This window comes from Synechococcus sp. 63AY4M2, assembly GCF_002760475.1.
In the GTDB taxonomy this organism is placed as follows: domain Bacteria; phylum Cyanobacteriota; class Cyanobacteriia; order Thermostichales; family Thermostichaceae; genus Thermostichus.
Genome location: NZ_AXUX01000001.1, coordinates 659,629 through 678,159, shown reverse-complemented (window position 1 = coordinate 678,159; position 18,531 = coordinate 659,629). Strand labels below are relative to the sequence as shown.

Here is an 18,531-nt window from a genome sequence, read left to right as displayed (position 1 = left end):
GTTATGCTCAGGGCTTTGCGGGATACCGCCTTTCTGTTTGGACTCCGTCCGAGTAGCGCGGTCGCGTCAGCGTCGCGTAGTGACAACGGAAACGGACAGAATGCTATCGCTTCACCGCTGAGCAGTAATGCTCAGCAGTGTTCAGCGTAAATGTATCAGCTTCCCTGACTGGTTTCCGCCGTGGGTTGCACGGTGGCAGCATGCTGAGACAAGTCAGTGAAGCGTGAAGCCGGTACGCTATCGGTTCGCGCAGCGTGGCGTCACCCATGTTTGAGGGTCGGGAGTCATCCCCCACCTAGTTTGCAGGAACTGCTCAACGCTGAAAGGGATTTTGGTAGGGGTTGGGGTTCTGGCCCTTGTTGCGGTACTTGGGATTGATGGTCAAGGTGCCGGATCCCAGGCCCCGCTGCGCCAGAAACTCCAGGTTGCGGCGGCGCATGGTGGTGTCGTAGTCGTTCTTGACGCGATCTTCCAGGATGGCCACCTGCTGCAACGCGCTCAGCAAAATGGCAGCCGCCTGTTCGGAGGTGTAGCCATTTTGGGAGGCGTAGCGCACGGCAAACTCGTCGGCTGCCACCTGGGCCTTCTGGCCTTTCTCTGCTTTGCGCAAAAGAAACACCGCCGACGCCGCCAAGCCGGCTGCCAAGCCCACGCCCAGGTTATCCCCCATCTGCAACTCCACCAAAATGCCCATGCTGCCGGCCCCGATCAGCGCGGGATACAGCAACAGGGCCGACCAGTTATCCCCCAAGGCCAGCTCGGTGGCCATCACCGCTTCCCGCAAAAAGTAGATCTTTTGTTGGTCAGGGCTCAGCTTCTGCCAGCGGCTGAGGTCAATGGCGAAGCGGGTGTACTTCTGCCAGGGGAAGCGCCAGAGCGGCTGCACAACCCGAGATTGGTCAGGGGTGCCGATCTCGATCTGCACCTCGGGGCGGATCTCCACCGGGAGAAACTGGATCAGGCGATCGAACTCAGAGATAGTGTACATACTGGCACGGCAGAGTCGCGGCTGGAGATGGAGATCATCCCCATAGTAAGGGATCCTAGCTTTTTCTGCAGACTGGTTCCAAGAGAGGCTGTGGCGATGGGATGGCGAGAGCCGGGATCGCTCTGCACCAATCCTTATCATCAACCAGGGATCCCCCCGACTTTGTATCGGCTCTCTATCGGTAATTGACAAATTGGAGCGCCACCGGGTAATCCTGCTGCTTGAGCATTTGAATGACCGCCTGCAGCTCATCTTTGTCTTTGCCGGAAACCCGCACCAGATCCCCTTGAATGGAGGGCTGCACTTTTTTGAAGTTGTCGCGGATTTGTTGGGCAATCTGCTTGGCCAGCGCCGCATCGATGCCCTTTTTCAGCCGAACCACCTGGCGCACCCGGTTGCCGCCGGCACTCTCCGGAGGTTGAAAGTCGAAGATCTTTAGGGAGAGGCCCCGCTTGGCCGCCTTGGTGAGGAGGAGATCGCGAATGGAGTTGAGAGCCATCTCGCTGGCGGTGGTGATGATCAGGGATCCCTCCTCCAGCTCGATTTCTGTCTGAGTATCCTTGAGGTCATAGCGCTGTTTGATCTCCCGCCGGGCTTGATCCACGGCATTCACCAGTTCCTGCCGGTCGAAGTCGCTGACGATATCGAATGAGTAGGTAGAGGCCATAAACTGTATCTTCGCTACCGCTCCGTATCTTAAGCCCTCAGGCCAAGCAGGGATCCCCAACCCCCAAAGAAGCTACAACAGGTAAAGGGATCCCAGTCCAGATTTGCGGAGAAGCAGGATGGCCGATGTTGTTTTAATTACAGGCGCTTCCGAAGGCATCGGCAGGGCCACGGCCTTTACCTTTGCCCGTGGCGGCTACCGCTTGGCGCTGGCTGCCCGTACCGCCGAAACCCTGAGACAAACCGCCATCGAGCTGGAGCAAAGCCTAAACGCCGAGGTCTTGGCCGTTCCCACCGATGTCACGCAGCCAGAACAGGTGCAAAACCTGGTGGAGAGAACCCTAGAACGCTATGGCCGCATCGATTGCCTGATCAACAACGCCGGCATCTGCCTGAAGGGCCCTTTTTTGCAAACCACCCTGGAACACTGGCAGGCGCTGATGGCGGTCAATTTTTGGGGCTACCTGTACACCATCCGGGCCGTGCTCCCCGATATGCTGAAGCGCAAAAAAGGTCAGATCATCAACGTGGGATCGGTCGGCGGCAAGATGCCCCTGCCCCAAATGAGCGCCTATTGTGCCAGCAAGTACGCGGTCAGTGGGCTGACGGAGGCGCTGCGGCTGGAACTGCAACCCCACGGGATCCAGGTGATCGGCGTCCATCCGGGCATTGTCAGCAGCAATTTTCTCAAGCGAGCCATTTTTTTGGATGAGGGGGGGCCGGAGTCCTCTCCCGATGGCCAATCGCAAGCCTCAGGTGGGAAAGCCCGCGAGCAAATGCAACAGGCGCTGGAGAGTTTTTGGGCCAGCCGGCCAGAAGAAGTGGCCGCAGCCATTTGGGACGCCGCTCGCCAGTCCAAGTCGGAGGTGGTGGTGGGCATGGCCCAATGGGCAGTAGGAGCCTATGCCCTTTTCCCAGAGCTGGTGGGCCCGCTGCTGCAAAGGGCCGCTGGCCGACCTTGAGATTTGGCAGGTCATCTTAGGCGATTCTGCAGCTCTGCCAATTCTGGAGTCGAGCTTCTATTCTATAGTATGGTGCTAAGGTTAGATTCGGGCAGTTGCAGCGGAAGGGATTATGGTTGATTCTGCGCCTTCTCCTCCGAGTGCTCAGCAGCACATCTTGGTCGTGGAGGATCGAGATGGCCGCCGCAGCCAGGTGCTGACCTCTGCGAAATACTTCATTGGTCGCGACCTGGCCAACGACATCTGCCTTAACTCCCAGTACGCCTCCCGCTACCACGCCATGCTGCTGCGCGTTCCTGCTGAGAAGGAGGGAGAGTACTACTACCGCATTCTCGATGGCGATCTGGAGGGTAGGCCCAGCACCAACGGCCTGCTGATCAACGGCCAGAAAATTTCTACCCACCAACTTAAGTCGGGGGATGTCATCAGCTTTGGTCCGGACGCCAAGGCCACCTACATCGTCAAGACCTCCTAGTTCGAGCTGGGTTGGCCTCCCTCTGGAAAGCGCAATTGCTGTCGAATTAGCAGCAGCAAGGCCAGCACCAGCGCCACTTCTGAGAGCAAGGTGGCCGAAGCCGCCCCTCGCCAACCCCACCTCGGGATCCAAACCGCATTCAAAAGCCCGTTGAGCCCCAGAGCCAGCAGTTGCAGGCGGCTGCGGGGCTTTTGCAACCCTGACCCGGTGAGCAGGTGAGACAGCAGCAGGTGGATCCCCTCCAGCAAGATCACCGGGCTAAGCCAGCGCAGGATGAGGGCCGTCTCTTGGTAAGCCGACCCCAGCACCCAAGGGATCCCGTAAGAGCCCAATGCCACCCCCAAGGCGGCCAAACTGCCGTAGCCCGCCACCCAAGGGGAAAGGTGCCAGGCGTAGCGGCAGCCCTGCGGCAGGCTTTTCTGTCCTTGGCGGCACAGCTCGGCAAAGTGGCTGGTGAGCAGAGCGATCATCGGCGTTTGCGAAAAGTTGATCACCCGGTAGGCAGCGCTGTAGAGCCCCCCCGCTGCTGCCGAGGCCAGGCGGGGCAAAAGCAGCTTGTCCAGGTCGGTGAAGGTTTTGGCCGCCGCCAGCCCCACGGCAAAGTCCCAGCCCGCCACCAGCCGTTCCCCCAGATCTCTCCAGGCCAGGGGGGGAGAAGGCTTGCTCCACCGCCCCATCCCCCGCGCCATCAGCAGCAGCACCGCCAGCACCATCAGCCCGTAGAGAATGGCCCATTGGGTTAGGGATCCCCAGCCCAAGGCCACCGCCAGCAGCACAGCCCCCAATCGCCCCAGCGCCATGCCGGTGTCGATGAGGGCCACGCCGGCAACTTGCTCTTGCCCAATCAGGATCCCTCGGTACACCTCAGGAATGGCGATAAACAGCAGGTCGCTGGCCAGCAGGATCCCTACCAGCAGGGGAGAAGTCTCCGCCAGCCAGAGGCTCAGGAGGGGCGCCAACAGCAGCGCCATCCCGCCGCAGCCCAGTCCGGCCAGCCACAGGCTGGGACTGATCTCCGGGGCAGCCGCGGCAGATCTCCGGTTGCTTAGGCGCTGGATCAGCAATTCCGATTGGCCCCAGTAGCCAAAGGGGGCAGCTAGGTTGCTGCAGGCCAAAATCGCGGAGAACACTCCAAAAGCTTCCGGCCCCAACAGCCGCGCCAGCAGGATGAAATAGGCCCCGGACAACCCCAGGCGCAGGCCATTGCCCACCATCAGCCAGGCAGCCTGGCGCAGCCGTTGTCGTTGCCCTGCCCTATCCACGCGGCCCTCCTGGACGAAGCTTGCCGCAGCCGGGGATACTGGAGGGAGGCCGAGACGGCCCGCCCAGACGTGTGACGTTGTGCGCTGGGTGGATGAGTTGCAACTTTTGCAGCAATTCTTCATGGCCAAACTTTACCCTGTTGGCGGCCCCGCCTCATCGGCGGGACGGGATCCGAAGACCCTGTTTTCTCTCCACTCCAGGCCCCCCGACCCGCGCCGCGTCCTTCCCCCGCCGCCCAGGAGCCCTCGCTGGCTGGGATCCCCGCCAGCCAAAGCGGTGGGCCAGGGCTACCGAGCTGTTGTCTTGCTCCTGCTGGCCAGCGTGTTGCTGTTTGGAGGGCTGGGATCCCGCCTGGCCTACCTGCAACTGGTGCGCACCCAGTATTACCGCCAGTTGGCCGATACCAACCGCATTCGTCTCTTGCCCCAGCCGCCGGAACGGGGGCGCATTGTGGATCGCAACGGCGTGTTGTTGGCGGGCAGCCAGCTCTCCCACTCGGTCTTCCTGTGGCCGCTGGTGCAATCGCGGCAGGGCTGGCAGGAGACGATCCCCAAGCTGGCCCGGTCCTTGAACATGGCTCCCGAAGAGATTGCCCAAAAACTGGAGCAGGCGGGCTATCGCTCCCCGTTTCCGGTGCGCATCCTGCGCAACGCCAGCCCCCAGGTGGTCACTCAACTGGAAGAGATGAGCCGCGAGCTGCCGGGGGTGATGGTGGAGGCAGAGACGGTGCGGTTTTATCCCCATGGCGACCTGGCCGCCCACCTGCTGGGCTATACCGGCGAGATCCCCCTAGAGCAACTGCGGGCGGATCCCAGCTATCGCCTGGGGGATATCGTCGGCCTGATGGGCGTGGAGGAATTGTTCGAGAGCCATCTGCGCGGCCAATGGGGCGGGCGCCAGGTGGAGGTAGACGCCATGGGAGAAGTGCTGCGGGTGCTGGGAGAGCAAGCGCCTCGACCGGGCAACACCCTGCAGCTGACTTTGGATGTACGCCTGCAGCAGGCAGCGGAGCAGGCCCTGGGCCAGCAGAAAGGAGCAGTGGTCGCCATGGATCCCCGCGACGGCTCGATCCTGGCCATGGCCAGCTATCCCACCTTTGATCCCAACCTCTTTTCCAGCCGCATCACCCAAGCCCAGTGGGAGAGCCTGCAACAGCGGGACTTCCCCTTCCTCAACCGCGCCCTGCGGCCCTATCCCCCCGCCAGCACCTACAAAATCATCACCACCGCCGCCGGGATCGAGTCGGGAGCCTTTCCCCCGGATACGGTGCTGCAGACCGGCCCCTACATCCAGGTGGGCGGGTGGAGGTTCTGGGACTGGAACCGGGCCGGTTTCGGGCGGCTGAACTACCGCCAGGCGATGGCCTACAGCAGCGACACCTTCTTCTACCAAATTGCCCTGGGCACCAAGGCCGCCCCCCTGCAAGAATGGTCGCGCCGCTTCGGGCTGGGGCAATTGACCGGGATCGGCCTCAAAGGGGAAGCTGCTGGGCTGGTGCCCGACGCCGAGTGGAAACAGCGCCACTGGCGCGAGCCCTGGTACATGGGCGATACGGTCAACATGTCCATCGGCCAGGGATTTATCACCGCCACGCCGCTGCAGATGGCGGTGGTAACAGCAGCGGTGGCCAACGGCGGCTGGCGGGTTCGCCCCTTGCTCTCGCAGCAGGTGATCCCGGAAAGCCCCGTGCCCCTGCGGCAGAAGGTGGGTCTTTCCCCCGCCACGCTGGAGATCCTGCAGCAGGGGTTGCGGGATGTGGTGGTCTACGGCACCGGCGGCAACGCCAACCTGGGGCCGGGCTTTCCCCCCACCGCCGGCAAAACCGGCACCGCCGAGGATCCGCCGCGGCGCTCCCACGCCTGGTTTGTCGGCTATGCCCCCTACGACCGGCCCGAATTGGTAGTCGTGGTCTTTCTGGAAAACAGTGGCGGCGGGGGTGGATCCCGGGCCGCCCCGATCTTCCGCGAGGTGATGCGGGCCTACTTCCAACGTGACTCGTGAGGCCCTGGGCGCGACTTGCCCCGGCATTCGAGGGGAGTGGATATTAGGATTATCGGTTGATCTCTCTTTGTTCCCAAAAAATTCCACTCAGCCCCCCTAAAATCCCTTCTCCAACCGGCTTCTGCCCTAACTTGGCTGTAGAATATGTCAGTGATTTGGAGCCAAACTGCCACAATCCTGCCATTCGCGCCAGCGGCGCCTTGGCGCAGTGCAGGGCAAGCCCCGCTCCTAAAAACTGAGAACACTCTGGGCCGTGGTTGCTTCGCAGCACCTCGCAAGTACGCGGCCAGAGTCTGTTTTAACCCTATTGCCTAACTCACGAGGAGATCAGGATGAACAAGGCAGAGCTTGTGGATGCCGTCGCTCATCGCGCCAACGTAACCAAAAAAGAAGCTGAAGCTGTCCTGACGGCGGCGCTGGAGATCATTGTCGAAGAGGTCGCATCCCGCGATGAAAACGGTGAACCCAAAGGAAAGGTGACCCTGGTGGGCTTCGGCTCCTTTGAGGCCCGCAAGCGCAAACAACGGGAAGGTCGCAACCCGAAGACCAACGAGAAGATGGTGATCCCAGCCAGCATTGTCCCGACTTTCACTGCAGGCAAAACTTTCCGCGATGCGGTGGCAGGTGGCCACAAGTCTTCGGGAGTTTGACGGGATCCCAGCCGTTCGCGCTCCTCAGGCGGAGTTCTCTCAGCGAACCTGGGCTTTGGGATGGACAGGCGTGCAACGGCCTCAGCATGGTGGCAATCGCGCTTGGGGGGCAGCCATTGCCGGCTGCCCTGCCGAGGCTATTTTGGATTTTTCGGCCAGCCTCAACCCCCTGGGTCCGCCGCAGTCGGTTTTGCAAGCTCTGGCTCGGGCCCTGTCGGCGTCGGATCCAGTTGCGATTAGCCGCTATCCGGATCCCGACTACCGCGAGCTGCGGGCCTGTTTGGCGCAGCGCTGGGCGGTCGATCCGGAGTGGATCTTCGTGGGCAACGGGGCGGCGGAATTGCTCACCTGGGCGGCCCGCGATGCCCAGGGACGGGAGGTTTGGCTGCCCCGGCCGGCTTTTGGGGACTATGAGCGGGCCCTGCGGGCGGCGGGTGTAACCCTCAGGGGTTTGGATCTTTTGCCCTCTCAGGGATCCCCCCCCTTGGCCTTGCTGCAGAAAGAGATCCGGGCGGACAAGACAGGCCGGGTGCTCTGGCTAAACAATCCTCACAACCCGACGGGCCGGCTTTTCCTCCGGCAAGACATCTTGCCCCTTCTGCCCCAGTTCGAGCAGGTGGTGGTGGATGAGGCTTTTATGGACTTTTTGCCAGGAGACGCCCCGCAGGAGCTGCCCCCTCTGGATGCCAGCTCAGAGGTGGGAGAGCTGCCCCGCAGCCAGACTTTGATCCCTCACCTGGAGGCCCACCCCAACACCATCGTCATCCGTTCGCTGACCAAGTTCTTTACCTTGCCCGGCTTGCGCATCGGCTTTGCTGTGGGGCATCCGGATCACTGGCGGCGCTGGCGGCAGTGGCGGGATCCCTGGAGCGTCAACGGATTGGCGGCGGTGGCGGCGGCGGCGGCTCTGGCAGATGAAGACTTTCGCCGGCGCACCCTGGCCTGGCTGCCTACGGCGCGGGAGCATTTGCTGAGAGGTCTACAGGGGCTACCCGGCTGGGATCCCTGGCCCGGCCAAGCCAACTTTGTGCTGGTGCGCTGCCCTGGCTCCGCTACGCAGATTCAAGAAAAGCTGTTGCGGCAGCACCGCATCCTGGTGCGGGATTGCCTGAGCTTTCCAGAGCTGGGGGATCGCTATCTGCGCATTGGCCTAAGAACCCTGCCGGAGCAGGAGCAGTTGCTATCGGCCTGTCGAGAGATCTTGGAAAATAGCTAGAGAGCTTCTTTCTGGCGAGAGGGATTATGGTTGAGGTGGTGACTCCCCTTTGGCGGGAGTGCGAGGCCTCTATCGTGAAGGGGGTGGCCCACCACAGCGATCTGGAACTGCTGCGAGCCTTTCAACGGCAGCCGCAGGCGGCGCGCTACTTCATCGCCCTGTTTTGCCGCTACTGCGCCTGGGTGGATGGGATCCTGGCCGAGCATCTGCCCCCGGAGCAGCGGGCTGCTTGGCGAGAGGAGGTTTGGCTGCGCCTGTATGCGCGCCTTCAGCATCTCGATGTCCGCACGCTCCAGAGCGAGGGGGGCGGGGATCCGGTGCTGGCACCCTGGCTGGCGGCGCAAATCCGCGAGCTGATCTGGCCTTTTGCGGGGCGGTCTGACGGCGCTGCTGAGGGTGAGGCTGCCCCTCCTCAAACTGCGAGCGCTGGTGCAGCGAAGCCCCCTCTTTCGCCGGCATTGGCCTGTTACCTGAGCGCGGCTCTGGACAACTTGCCGGGAGATATGCGCTTTATTCTGCTGCTACGGGATCGGTTTGGTTGGTCGCCGGAGCGCATCGCTGCCCAGCTCAAAGCTGACAGGTACTACCTCGCCCCAGAGGAGGTGGATGCCATTGTTGCCTCCGCTCGCCAGCTCCTGCTTCAGCATCTGCCGGCAGATGTGCGCGCCCTCTATCTTGCGGCCAATCCCTAGAAGAAGGCCTTCGGCTTGTGGCATGGTAGTGATGGCTTGCCTTTGTCCCTGGGGTTGGCTCTGTGGTTAAGCGGTTCTCGGGTTCAGCACCGGATCGGTTCTGCTGGCTTCCTAGCTCTTAGTCTAGCGAGGGTGAGTTGCCTATGAGTTTTTCTCCACTTCCCTCAGATGCTACTCGACCCCTACCGAGGGCCCCGCAAGCCCAGCCGACTCCTCAACTGACGCTTCAGGAAGCGCTAAGCTGCTTGCATCTGGATGAGCTCAAGGAATTGGAGCGATTTCGCCTCTGGCAACGTTTGCAGCGCAGGCCATCTGTCCCCTTGCCGTGGGCAGATCCCCTTGGAAGCGATATCCCCGTGGAGCGCTCTTCACCTGTGCTGATGCAAGAAGTCGTGGAAGACTTGGAGGAGGAAGAAACGCCACGGCCGGCGGGGGTGCTCTCCCCTCTTTGGGTCTTGCTGGTGTGGGCCCTCTCCTGCGCGGGGATCGGCTTTGGGGTGCGCTGGCTGATCTGGCCGGAAGAGCTGTCGCTTCCCCAAACCGCTGTCCTGGCCCACAAGACGGAAAAAGGGATCCCTGCCCAGGTGGATTTGGCCCGGTTGCCCTTGCTTCCCCTGGAGCCGCTGCCAGGACAGGTAGGGGAAGAGTTCTATTCAGGTGGGCTGGATCCCAGTCAGTTGGCGCTAGGGTTGGCCAACACTCCCAATCTGGAGGAGCTGCGGGTCGATCCCCTTCAGGATGTCGCCAACTTGTTGGACAGCCTACAAACCAACTTGGCCGCGGCTGCACAGAAACCTGCTCCTTCCCGCCCGAAAACAGTGGAGAAAGTGGCAGCCAGCCTGGAGCGCCCCTCCCAGCCCAAAGTGGCCACTGTTTCAGAATCTTTGCTCACGGTGCCCCTGCACAGCAACGATCTCGATTCCTTGGGGCCTAACCGCGGCGAAGGAACTTTTTTGGTGCTGACCACCTACTCCGGAGAGGAAAGCTTGGCGCGAGCTCGGCAAGTTGCCAATGACGCTTTTGTAAGAGATGTGAACGGCCAGAAGTTCGTGCAGTTGGCAGCATTTGAACAACTGGAATATGCCCGCTACCACGCTGAAACTTTGAAGAACAAGGGCTTCAACGTCACCATTGCCGAGCAGTAGCTTTGGCCAGCGGTCGGCAGGATACCCGAAGGTTAGTTACAGCCATTCATTGACAAGTAGCAGTGGAGCAGTGAGATGCCTAGTCCCCCTCTCCCAAAGGGAGAGGGTCTGGGGGTGAGGGCCTTTGGCAGAGCGGAACGGTCGGCAGCCCCCTCCAAACCGATGCAATCCCCTCCCCCTTCCCTTTTTCGCAACCTGACCTAGCTTTTGTAATAGGCAGTGCCTTTATTGACAAAGTCCAACGTGTAGGCGGCTTGGTAGTTAATGGTTGGCTCAAAGACACCCGCCACTGTCATGCTCTCGAAGAAGCTTTGCCAACGCTCGTGGGTCATGGCGCCAATGCCCTTTTCCAGGGCATCGCCAGACAAAATGATGCCGTACTCCTTCAGCTTCTCAAAGCTGTAGGCCAACTGCTCATCAGTCATCTCCGGGTTATCCTGCTTGATGAGGCGGTAGGCGGGGCGGGGATCCTCCAAAAAGCTGTACCAGCCCTTGATAGAAGCATCCACAAACCGCTGCACCAAGTCAGGCTTGCTTTCCACCAGTTGGCGCCGCGTCTCGATGGTGGTGGCATAGGGGTTGTAGCCGTAGTCGGCCAGGAGGAAGACCACTGGCTTAAAGCCTCCTTGTTTTTCAATGGCAAAAGGCTCAGAGGTGAGATACCCCTGCTGGGCCGAGCTGGGATCGGCCAAGAAGGGGCCAGGGTTGAAGTTGTAGGGGCGGGTTTGGTCGTCAGTAAAGCCGTACTTGGCTTTCAGGAAGGGCCAGTAGGTGGTAAAGGCCCCCTTGGATACGAAAATGGGTCGGCCCTTGAGCTCCTCCAGGCGCTGGGTGCCGGGATGGGCGAGGAGAACCTGGGGGTCTTTTTGGAAAATAGCCGCCACGCAGATAAGCGGGATCCCTTCCCGCACAGCGTTGATGACCCCTGCGCTTCCCCCCATGGCAAAGTCGGCGGCTCGGCCAGCCAAAATCTGGGTGATGTTGACGCCAGGGCCACCCATTTTGATGGTGACGTCTAGCCCATACTCGCGGTAAATGCCTGTGGCCACCGCCTGATAAAAGCCGCCATGCTCGGCCTGGGCATACCAGTTGGTAGCATAGGAAACTCGCTCGAGCTTGGATCTCTGGGCCACTATCAGAGTGGGGGAAGCCCGTCGTTGAGCCTGAGCCCCTGCTGCGGCCAGCCAACTGCCTCCAAGAGCGGCAGCTCCTGCTTTGAGCAGCTGACGACGGCTGAAGGTGCCGCCCTTGGGTCTAGAGGATCCAACCGAGGCCATAGGTAACTAAAGCGAAAGATGACGCAAGCATTATACATCCCGGAGGAGACCCTGTGTGCCTGGCTACAAGAAGATCTCGGCCACGGCGATCTCACCAGCGAGCTGACCCTGCCCCCCAGCGTTGAGGGGGAGGCGGTGATCCTGGCCAAGGAGCCAGGGATCCTAGCTGGCCTGGAAATTGCCAGGCGGGTTTTCCGGCTGGTGGATCCCCAGCTAGCGTTCGCCTCCCAGGTAGAGGAGGGAGCCTCTGTTGTCGCTGGCCAGGAGGTAGTCCAGATCAAGGGATCCCTGCGGGGCATTCTGGCGGCAGAACGGCTGGCGCTGAACCTTCTCCAAAGGCTTTCCGGCATTGCCACCCTCACCCGCACCTACGTAGAGGCGCTGCGGGGAACCTCAACCCAGCTTCTGGACACCCGCAAAACTACCCCCGGCTTGCGCGCCCTGGAGAAATACGCCGTGCGGGTAGGGGGCGGCAAAAACCACCGCTTTGGCCTCTTCGACGGCATCTTGATTAAGGAAAACCACATTCGCGGTGCCGGCGGCATCTTGGCAGCCGTCCAGCGGGCCAAAGCAGGTGCCCCCCACCACCTCAAGGTCGAGGTTGAGGTGCGCAACCTCCAGGAGCTGGAGGAGGCTTTGGCGGCAGGCGCCGATCTCATCCTTCTCGATAACTTCCCCTTGGAGCAGATCCGGGCTGCCGTTCAACGGGTAGGGGGGAAAGTTCCCCTAGAAGCCAGCGGCAACATGAACCTAGAGCGCGCCCGGAAAGCGGCGGAGGCAGGCGTTGACTACATCAGTGTGGGGGCCCTGACTCACTCGGCCAAGGCCCTGGATCTCTCCTTGCTCGTGGTGCGGCCCTGAGGTTTGCCCCAGGGAGCGCTGTTTCTAATGCTAGGCTAGGTAACGATCCCGCCTAAAGCAGGAAGGCCAGTTGCTGCCTGCTGGCAACTTCTCCTTAGCCCCGCACCAGTCCAGCTCTGCACCCGTGGCCGGCCCAGCCAAAACAGAAGGTTCACCATGACCCAAGAAACCCTTGTCCAGGAAATTGCTCGACTCAAGCAGGAAAGGCAGGCCGTTATCCTAGCCCACTCCTACCAACTCCCCGAGGTGCAGGAAGTGGCGGACTTTGTGGGAGACTCCCTGGGCCTGGCCCGCGAGGCCCAAAAGACAGATGCCCAGGTCATTGTCTTTGCTGGCGTCCACTTCATGGCCGAAACGGCAGCCATCCTCAACCCGGAAAAGACGGTGCTGCTGCCGGATCTGGAGGCGGGCTGCTCTCTGGCCGACAGCATCCGCCCAGAGGACGTTCTGCGCTGGAAGGAGGCCAACCCCGAGGGGCTGGTGGTGGCCTATGTCAACACGGCCGCCGAGATTAAAGCCATGGCCGATGTCTGCGTTACCAGCGCCAACGCTGTGCAGGTGGTGGCCAGCCTGCCGCCGGATCGCCCCATCTTCTTTGTGCCGGATATGTTCCTGGGGGCCTATGTAGCCCAGACAACGGGGAGGGAGTTGGATCTGTTCCCCGGCGAGTGCCACGTCCATGTGGGCATTCGCGAGGAGCACCTCAAGGCAATGGCAGAGAAGCACCCAGAGGCGGAGTTCCTCATCCACCCCGAGTGCAGTTGCGGCTCCAGTTGTCTATTTCTCAAGCCGGACGCCAAGCTCCTTTCTACCGAGGGGATGGTGCGTTATGCCAGAACTTCGGCCAGCCGCGAGTTTGTGGTTGCCACCGAAGTGGGCATTCTCCACCGGCTGCAAAAAGAGGCCCCCGATAAGACCTTTATCCCCGTCAAGGCGGACGCCGTCTGCGAGTATATGAAAAAAATTACCCTGGAGAAGATCTACCGCTCCCTAGTGGAGATGCGCTACGTGATCCAGGTGCCGGAGGCGGTGGCCGAAAAAGCCCGCAAGTCCATCCTGGCCATGCTGTCAGTGCCTGCTGGAGCCTAGAGGGAGCACCCTTGGCGAGGGTCTGTTTTGTCCAGTGTTGTCTACGTCTTTCCTAGCGGAAACAGACCTCTTGATCCTGGGGGCAGGGGTGGCAGGGATCTATGCAGCCCTGTGGGCGGAAGCAGAGGGAGCCAGAACCCTGGTGGTAAGCAAGGATCCCTTGCCTTCTGGATCCACTCCTTGGGCGCAGGGGGGGATAGCTTTTCCACTGGATGCAGCAGATGTGGAAGCCCACCTCCAGGACACCCTGCAAGCAGGCCGTGGCTTGGTAGAAGCAGAGGTGGCTCGCTCCATCTTGCAGGAAGCGCCCTTTCACCTGGAGAAGCTCTTGTCCTGGGGGCTCCCCTTCCATCCGGAGCCGGTGCGGGAAGGGGGACACTCGCGGGCGCGGATACGCCACCTGGGAGGGGATCGGAGCGGGCTGTGGCTCCTCAAGGGCTTGCTGGCCCGCCTGAGCAAGCCGCCTTTGCAGGGGTACACGGCCCTCAGTCTTTTGATGACCGAGGGGAGAGTGGCAGGGGTCTTGCTCCTGGGTCCTGAGGGACTGGTGCAGGTGAGGGCGGGGGCGGTTCTCCTGGCTACAGGCGGGTTTGGCAGCCTCTTCCCCCTCTCTACGGCGCCGCCGGGAGCTAGCGGCGATGGCATGGCCTTGGCCTGGCGGGCAGGGGCCATCCTAAGGGATCTGGAGTTTGTGCAGTTTCACCCCACCGTCCTGCCCAATGGAGCCCTGGTCAGTGAAGCTGCCCGAGGGGCAGGGGCCGTGCTCCTCAATGCCTGGGGGGAGCGCTTTATGCCTCGTTATGCGGAGCTGGAAGAGCTGGCGCCGCGGGATGTGGTGGCCCAGGCGGTGTTCTGGGAGCGGCAGCGGACGGGGGGAGTTTACCTTGACCTCCGGGCTGTGCCCCATCTGGAAGAGCGCTTTCCCACCGTGGTTGCCTCTGCCCGCGCTTTGAGGCTGGATCCCGGCAAGGATCCCCTACCGGTTGCTCCTGCTGCTCACTACGTCATGGGGGGGGTGCGAACAGATGCTTTTGGCCGCACTGGCCTGCCGGGCCTCTATGCTGCCGGGGAGGTGGCCTCCACAGGGTTGCACGGGGCAAACCGTTTGGCTTCCAACAGCCTTTTGGAAGGGCTGGTCATGGGAAAGCGAGCTGCTCTGGCTGCCCTGCGGGACCTCCAGGAGCCCCCCCTTCAGGTGCAGGCTCTACCTGTGCTGACAGCGCCGCCCTCTCTACTTCCCCAGCTCAGGCAGCAAGCAGAAGAAGCCCTGGGGGTGGTGCGGGAGGGAGAGCGGCTGCGGGCTTTTCTGGCTTTTGCGGAAGCCCTGCCCCTGGAGGAGAAGCCGTGGGCCAGTCGGGAAGAGGTCGAGGCCGGGAGTTTGCTGTTGCTGGCTCGCTGGGTAGCCCAGGGGGCTTTGCTGCGGGAGGAAAGCCGGGGATGCCATTTCCGCAGGGATTTCCCCCAAGAAAGGGAGCCTTTCCACACCGAAGTGTGGGGCTCTACGTTTAAGCAAGCGCCGCTGGATCTGGCGGCTGCCCCAGGGCGGGGCCCTGCCTAGGCGTTCCAGGCGTGGTGGAAAACCCCCGGCCTGTCGATGCGCTCAAAGGTGTGGGCGCCGAAGAAATCCCGCTGGGCCTGGGTGAGGTTCTGGGGCAGCTCGGCGGTGCGGTAGCTGTCGTAGTAGGCCAGGGAGGCGCTGATGGCCGGGATCGGGATCCCCAAGGCTGCTGCAGTGGCCACCACTCGCCGCCAGGATCCCTGCCGTTCCTGGATGGCCCGCTTAAACTCCTCATCCAAAAGGAGGTTGACTAGCTCCGGATCCCTTTGGTAGGCCGACTGGATTTTGCCCAGGAGGCGGGCGCGGATGATACAGCCCCCCTTCCAAATGCGAGGGATCTCGCTGAAGGTGTACACATAGCCGTGGGCAACGGTGGCTTGCCTGAGCAGGGCCATCCCCTGGGCATAGGAGCAGATCTTGGAACAGTAGAGGGCGGCGCGCAGATCCTGAAGGAAGCTGTCGGGATCCCCTTCCAAGGTTGTTCCTGGCCCTGGCAACTGCTGGGAGGCGGCCACCCGTTCCTCTTTCATCGACGAGAGGATGCGAGCCTGCACTGCCGCCTCAATGGTGGGCACCGGCACCCCAAGATCCAGGGCGTCCTTGACCGTCCACAGGCCCGTGCCCTTCTGCCCCGCCTTGTCCAAAATGAGATCCACCAGCGGCTTGCCCGTCTCCGGATCCAGCGTCCCCAAGATCTTGGCGGTAATCTCAATCAAAAACGACTCCAGCTCCGTCTCGTTCCAGGCCTGGAAGATCTCCTGCATCTGGGGGGCTGACAGCTTCAGCCCCCTGCGCATGAGGTCGTAGGCCTCGGCAATCAGTTGCATGTCGCCGTATTCGATGCCGTTGTGCACCATCTTCACGTAGTGCCCGCCCCCTTTGGGCCCCAGGTAGGTGACACAGGGCCCGTCTGGCCCTTGGGCGGCAATTTTGGTGAGGATGGGCTCCAGTAAGTGGTAGGCTTCCAGACTGCCGCCAGGCATGAGGCTGGGGCCGTTGAGGGCACCTTCTTCCCCGCCGCTCACCCCCATGCCGACAAAGTGGATCCCAGTAGGCTCCAGGGCCGCGGCGCGCCGGTCGGTGTCGCTGTAGAGAGAATTGCCCCCATCGATGAGGATGTCGCCCGGCTCCAGCAGCGGCTTGAGCTCGTCGATGAGGGCATCCACCGCTGGGCCTGCCTTGACCATGATCAAGATTTTGCGGGGCCGCTCCATTTGTTGCACCAACTCCGGCAGGCTGTAGGCGGGGGTAATCTGTTTGCCCTGGGCTCGCCCTTGGATGAACTGCTCGGTTTTGGAGCGGGTGCGGTTGTAGACGACAACCGGAAAGCCATTGCGCTCGACGTTGAGGGCCAGGTTTTCCCCCATTACCGCTAGGCCAATGACCGCGAAGCTGGGCTTGCTCATGGTGGGGCAGGGTAACACCTCCCCCAATCTAAGGGGCGATCCGGCCAAGAGGGTTCAGGGATCCTGTTTTCTTCACCTTTTTTTGCCGGCTTTCAAGGACAGCCCAGACTCGCGCGGGTGGAAACCCCGGTTATGGGATGGGATCCCTCTGCTCGCTGGCACAGTTGCCGCAGGGCTGCCCGATCCACGTAGGCGTCGCTAAAGTCGGCGCCGGCAATCTGCGCCCCATCCCAAACGGCCCGCGCGGCGATTGCCCCCCTGAGGTTGGCCCCCCTGAGATCGGCGCCCGCTAGGTTGGCCAGATCCAGCAGGCTGTTGCTGAGATCTGCCCCCGCCAGGTTGGCTCCTGCCAGGTTGGCCTTGGTGAAGGCCACGCCGGCCAGGTTGGCCCCCTGCAAGTCGGCGCCCTGCAGGTTGGCGCTGACAAAGCTACTGCCCCGCCAGTCCTGACCCGACAGATCCTGCCCCTGCAGATCGGCGTTGCTGAAGTTGAGACGGGTCTGGCCACCCGCCGGGGATCCCCACAGGCCCCACAGCAGCAGCGTTGCCCCCAGCAGGATCCCTAGGGGGATCCGCATCTGGGATCCCCTCTTGGCTTTTGCTGCCTCAGGACGCTTCAAAGCGCTCAACTCCTTCCGCAAGTTCTTATCAGAAAATCTAGGTCTAAAACCCTGCCCTCTAGGGCAGCTTTTCTTGGTTTTGGATGTAGGCCACTAAGAGTTGCAGAGGAGCACCCCCAACACTAGAAGCCAAGTAGCTGGGACTCCACAAGGCATTCTTGCCGCAAGGTTTAGGTAGTTTAGCTTGCCCGTACTTGCGACTCGAAACTCCCTTAAGCACATTCACCATTTGAGAGATAGACCACTTGGGCGGGTAGGCAATTAGAAGGCGGACGTGGTCTGCCTCGCCGTTAAACTCCAAGACCTCAAAGTCCATCTTTCGGGCAACACTCTTAAACGCCTCCGCAATCAAGTTCAAACTCTCTTGAGTGAATATCTTTCGCCTGGATTTGTGACAAACACCAAATGGGCCTGCAGGCTAGAAACACTGTTGCGGTCTCTCCTTAATTTCATGTGCTATCTTGGAAATGCCAACTTGACTCTAGCCCATGAAAGCTCGATACAGGTATAGGTTCTACCCCACAGACCAACAGCGGCAGAAGCTTGCCAAGTTGTTTGGCTGTGTCAGGTACGTCTGGAATGAAGCCTTAGCCCACTGCCAAGCCGTTGGGAAGTATCCAGGGTACAACGCTTTGGCCAAGCGCCTAACCGAGCTCAAGCAATCGATTCCGTGGTTGGGCGAAGTTTCAAGTGTTGCTTTACAGCAATCTCTCAGACATTTGGACAAAGCTTACCAGCGTTTCTTTGCCCAGGAAGGAGGTGCGCCGCAGCTCAAAAAGAAAGCAGCCAAGCAGTCAGCAACGCTAACTAGGGGAGCTTTTTCTATCAACGGTAAGCGGGTTTACTTGGCCAAGGTGGGAGCCATTAAGCCTATTTGGAGCCGACCTTTGCCGAGTACCCCTAGTTCCGTCACTGTAATTAAAGACACTGCCGAGCGTTACTTTGTCAGCTTTGTGGTGGAGACGGAACCTGTTAGCATCCCTGCTCGCTCACCCAGTATTGGAGTGGATTTGGGGATTAAGACCTTCGCCGCCACAAGCGATGGGGCCAAGTTCCCCAGTCCCAACTATAGGCCTCTGTACAACCGTATTGCCCAGCTGCAAAAGCAGCTTGCCAGGCGGGTGAAGGGATCCCATCGGTGGGAGCGAACCCGGCTGAGGATTGCCAAGCTGCACAACCGCATTGCCGACATGCGGCTCGACTTCCTGCACAAGTTGTCAACCCAGCTCACGGTCGAAAACCAAGTCGTGTGCTTGGAAGACCTCAACGTTAGCGGGATGTTGAAAAACCGTCGGTTGTCCAAGGCGATTAGTCAGCAGGGGTGGCATACCTTTCGGGCTCTCTGTGAGGGCAAAGGTGAGAAGTACCAGAGGGAAGTGCGCCTCATCGACCGGTGGGAGGCTACAAGCCAGTACTGTTCGGCTTGTGGCTGGCACTGGGGCAAGTTGGATTTGGCTACCCGTGTGGTGGTCTGTGACGGTTGCGGGGCAGTGCATGACAGGGATGTGAATGCCGCCAACAACCTAAAGCAAGTCGGGATGGGGCATCGCCCGACTCTAAAACGGACGTGGAGACTGCGTAAGACTGGCTAGCCAGCAGCAGTTTGTGAAGCGTCAAGAATCTCTCGCCTTTAGGCGAGGGGAGTATGTCAAGTCAACATGC

The 18,531-nt window shown here is 61.2% G+C and carries 17 protein-coding genes and 2 pseudogenes; 12 read left to right on the top strand and 7 right to left on the bottom strand.

Annotated elements, in window-relative coordinates; genetic code table 11:
- A pseudogene (locus SYN63AY4M2_RS14435) lies at window positions 1–150 on the top strand (RNA-guided endonuclease TnpB family protein); the annotation flags it as partial.
- A 163-nt stretch (window positions 151–313) separates the two neighbouring features.
- Here the strand turns inward: SYN63AY4M2_RS14435 and SYN63AY4M2_RS03060 are convergent.
- Window positions 314–988 (bottom strand): DUF3318 domain-containing protein, encoded by a 675-nt coding sequence (locus SYN63AY4M2_RS03060; protein WP_011429819.1) that lies wholly within the window; start codon window positions 986–988, stop codon window positions 314–316.
- 175 nt (window positions 989–1,163) lie between these two features.
- Window positions 1,164–1,655, bottom strand: a complete 492-nt coding sequence (locus tag SYN63AY4M2_RS03055) for a YajQ family cyclic di-GMP-binding protein (RefSeq protein WP_099887201.1) — start codon at window positions 1,653–1,655, stop codon at window positions 1,164–1,166.
- A 118-nt stretch (window positions 1,656–1,773) separates the two neighbouring features.
- Between SYN63AY4M2_RS03055 and SYN63AY4M2_RS03050 the strand changes: the two genes are divergently transcribed.
- Complete coding sequence (locus SYN63AY4M2_RS03050) at window positions 1,774–2,616, top strand: SDR family oxidoreductase (protein WP_011429821.1); 843 nt, start codon at window positions 1,774–1,776, stop codon at window positions 2,614–2,616.
- Between the two features lie 112 nt (window positions 2,617–2,728).
- Window positions 2,729–3,091, top strand: a complete 363-nt coding sequence (locus SYN63AY4M2_RS03045) for an FHA domain-containing protein (protein ID WP_011429822.1) — start codon at window positions 2,729–2,731, stop codon at window positions 3,089–3,091.
- Here SYN63AY4M2_RS03045 and SYN63AY4M2_RS03040 read toward each other — a convergent pair.
- The gene (locus SYN63AY4M2_RS03040; RefSeq protein WP_240530488.1) at window positions 3,088–4,353 is read right to left on the bottom strand and encodes a lipopolysaccharide biosynthesis protein; all 1,266 of its coding nucleotides are present in this window, start codon (window positions 4,351–4,353) and stop codon (window positions 3,088–3,090) included. The genes SYN63AY4M2_RS03045 and SYN63AY4M2_RS03040 overlap by 4 nt on opposite strands.
- A gap of 121 nt (window positions 4,354–4,474) precedes the next feature.
- Between SYN63AY4M2_RS03040 and mrdA the strand changes: the two genes are divergently transcribed.
- The 5 genes from mrdA to SYN63AY4M2_RS03015 all read left to right on the top strand — a co-directional run bounded on the left by mrdA (window position 4,475) and on the right by SYN63AY4M2_RS03015 (window position 10,058).
- Window positions 4,475–6,355: a penicillin-binding protein 2 gene (gene mrdA, locus SYN63AY4M2_RS03035; RefSeq protein WP_099887476.1), complete on the top strand. Its 1,881-nt coding sequence runs from the start codon at window positions 4,475–4,477 to the stop codon at window positions 6,353–6,355.
- 332 nt (window positions 6,356–6,687) lie between these two features.
- Window positions 6,688–7,005, top strand: a complete 318-nt coding sequence (locus SYN63AY4M2_RS03030; protein ID WP_011429825.1) for an HU family DNA-binding protein — start codon at window positions 6,688–6,690, stop codon at window positions 7,003–7,005.
- Window positions 6,980–8,221 (top strand): threonine-phosphate decarboxylase, encoded by a 1,242-nt coding sequence (locus SYN63AY4M2_RS03025; RefSeq protein ID WP_346426044.1) that lies wholly within the window; start codon window positions 6,980–6,982, stop codon window positions 8,219–8,221. The genes SYN63AY4M2_RS03030 and SYN63AY4M2_RS03025 overlap by 26 nt, the downstream gene beginning before the upstream one ends.
- 26 nt (window positions 8,222–8,247) lie before the next feature.
- Complete coding sequence (locus tag SYN63AY4M2_RS03020; protein WP_011429827.1) at window positions 8,248–8,913, top strand: hypothetical protein; 666 nt, start codon at window positions 8,248–8,250, stop codon at window positions 8,911–8,913.
- Window positions 8,914–9,293: 380 nt separating this feature from the next.
- Complete coding sequence (locus SYN63AY4M2_RS03015) at window positions 9,294–10,058, top strand: hypothetical protein (protein ID WP_240527877.1); 765 nt, start codon at window positions 9,294–9,296, stop codon at window positions 10,056–10,058.
- Window positions 10,059–10,258: 200 nt separating this feature from the next.
- Here the strand turns inward: SYN63AY4M2_RS03015 and SYN63AY4M2_RS03010 are convergent, their stop codons facing one another.
- Entirely contained in the window at window positions 10,259–11,335 is a 1,077-nt protein-coding gene (locus tag SYN63AY4M2_RS03010) for an ABC transporter substrate-binding protein (protein WP_099887200.1), read from the bottom strand.
- A gap of 18 nt (window positions 11,336–11,353) precedes the next feature.
- Here SYN63AY4M2_RS03010 and nadC point away from each other — a divergent pair, with 18 nt between their 5' ends.
- From nadC to SYN63AY4M2_RS02995, 3 genes are all read left to right on the top strand, one after another.
- Window positions 11,354–12,196 (top strand): carboxylating nicotinate-nucleotide diphosphorylase, encoded by an 843-nt coding sequence (nadC, locus tag SYN63AY4M2_RS03005; protein WP_011429830.1) that lies wholly within the window; start codon window positions 11,354–11,356, stop codon window positions 12,194–12,196.
- A gap of 156 nt (window positions 12,197–12,352) precedes the next feature.
- Entirely contained in the window at window positions 12,353–13,285 is a 933-nt protein-coding gene (gene nadA / locus SYN63AY4M2_RS03000; RefSeq protein WP_011429831.1) for a quinolinate synthase NadA, read from the top strand.
- Between the two features lie 37 nt (window positions 13,286–13,322).
- Window positions 13,323–14,843, top strand: a complete 1,521-nt coding sequence (locus SYN63AY4M2_RS02995) for an FAD-binding protein (protein ID WP_099884131.1) — start codon at window positions 13,323–13,325, stop codon at window positions 14,841–14,843.
- Here the strand turns inward: SYN63AY4M2_RS02995 and gndA are convergent.
- The 3 genes and pseudogenes from gndA to tnpA all read right to left on the bottom strand — a co-directional run bounded on the left by gndA (window position 14,840) and on the right by tnpA (window position 17,322).
- On the bottom strand, window positions 14,840–16,249 hold the full coding sequence (gndA, locus tag SYN63AY4M2_RS02990) for an NADP-dependent phosphogluconate dehydrogenase (protein ID WP_099887199.1): 1,410 nt from the start codon (window positions 16,247–16,249) through the stop codon (window positions 14,840–14,842). The two genes, SYN63AY4M2_RS02995 and gndA, sit on opposite strands and share 4 nt — an antisense overlap.
- A gap of 92 nt (window positions 16,250–16,341) precedes the next feature.
- Complete coding sequence (locus tag SYN63AY4M2_RS02985; protein WP_099887198.1) at window positions 16,342–16,827, bottom strand: pentapeptide repeat-containing protein; 486 nt, start codon at window positions 16,825–16,827, stop codon at window positions 16,342–16,344.
- A 100-nt stretch (window positions 16,828–16,927) separates the two neighbouring features.
- Window positions 16,928–17,322, bottom strand: a pseudogene (tnpA, locus tag SYN63AY4M2_RS02980) (IS200/IS605 family transposase).
- Window positions 17,323–17,357: 35 nt separating this feature from the next.
- On the opposite strand from tnpA, the gene SYN63AY4M2_RS02975 reads away from it, so the two are divergent.
- A complete protein-coding gene (locus SYN63AY4M2_RS02975) occupies window positions 17,358–18,461 on the top strand; it encodes an RNA-guided endonuclease TnpB family protein (RefSeq protein WP_099812285.1) in 1,104 nt (367 codons plus the stop codon).
- The last annotated feature ends 70 nt before the right edge of the window (window positions 18,462–18,531 follow it).

Coding starts and splice junctions, on each gene's coding strand:
- SYN63AY4M2_RS03050 (WP_011429821.1), top strand. CDS start 1,774: ATGGCCGATGTTGTTTTAATTACAGGCGCTTCCGAAGGCATCGGCAGG.
- SYN63AY4M2_RS03055 (WP_099887201.1), bottom strand. CDS start 1,655: ATGGCCTCTACCTACTCATTCGATATCGTCAGCGACTTCGACCGGCAG.
- SYN63AY4M2_RS03020 (WP_011429827.1), top strand. CDS start 8,248: ATGGTTGAGGTGGTGACTCCCCTTTGGCGGGAGTGCGAGGCCTCTATC.
- SYN63AY4M2_RS03045 (WP_011429822.1), top strand. CDS start 2,729: ATGGTTGATTCTGCGCCTTCTCCTCCGAGTGCTCAGCAGCACATCTTG.
- SYN63AY4M2_RS02975 (WP_099812285.1), top strand. CDS start 17,358: ATGAAAGCTCGATACAGGTATAGGTTCTACCCCACAGACCAACAGCGG.
- SYN63AY4M2_RS02985 (WP_099887198.1), bottom strand. CDS start 16,827: ATGCGGATCCCCCTAGGGATCCTGCTGGGGGCAACGCTGCTGCTGTGG.
- SYN63AY4M2_RS03010 (WP_099887200.1), bottom strand. CDS start 11,335: ATGGCCTCGGTTGGATCCTCTAGACCCAAGGGCGGCACCTTCAGCCGT.
- nadC (WP_011429830.1), top strand. CDS start 11,354: ATGACGCAAGCATTATACATCCCGGAGGAGACCCTGTGTGCCTGGCTA.
- SYN63AY4M2_RS03015 (WP_240527877.1), top strand. CDS start 9,294: ATGCAAGAAGTCGTGGAAGACTTGGAGGAGGAAGAAACGCCACGGCCG.
- mrdA (WP_099887476.1), top strand. CDS start 4,475: ATGGCCAAACTTTACCCTGTTGGCGGCCCCGCCTCATCGGCGGGACGG.
- gndA (WP_099887199.1), bottom strand. CDS start 16,249: ATGAGCAAGCCCAGCTTCGCGGTCATTGGCCTAGCGGTAATGGGGGAA.
- SYN63AY4M2_RS03030 (WP_011429825.1), top strand. CDS start 6,688: ATGAACAAGGCAGAGCTTGTGGATGCCGTCGCTCATCGCGCCAACGTA.
- SYN63AY4M2_RS03060 (WP_011429819.1), bottom strand. CDS start 988: ATGTACACTATCTCTGAGTTCGATCGCCTGATCCAGTTTCTCCCGGTG.
- nadA (WP_011429831.1), top strand. CDS start 12,353: ATGACCCAAGAAACCCTTGTCCAGGAAATTGCTCGACTCAAGCAGGAA.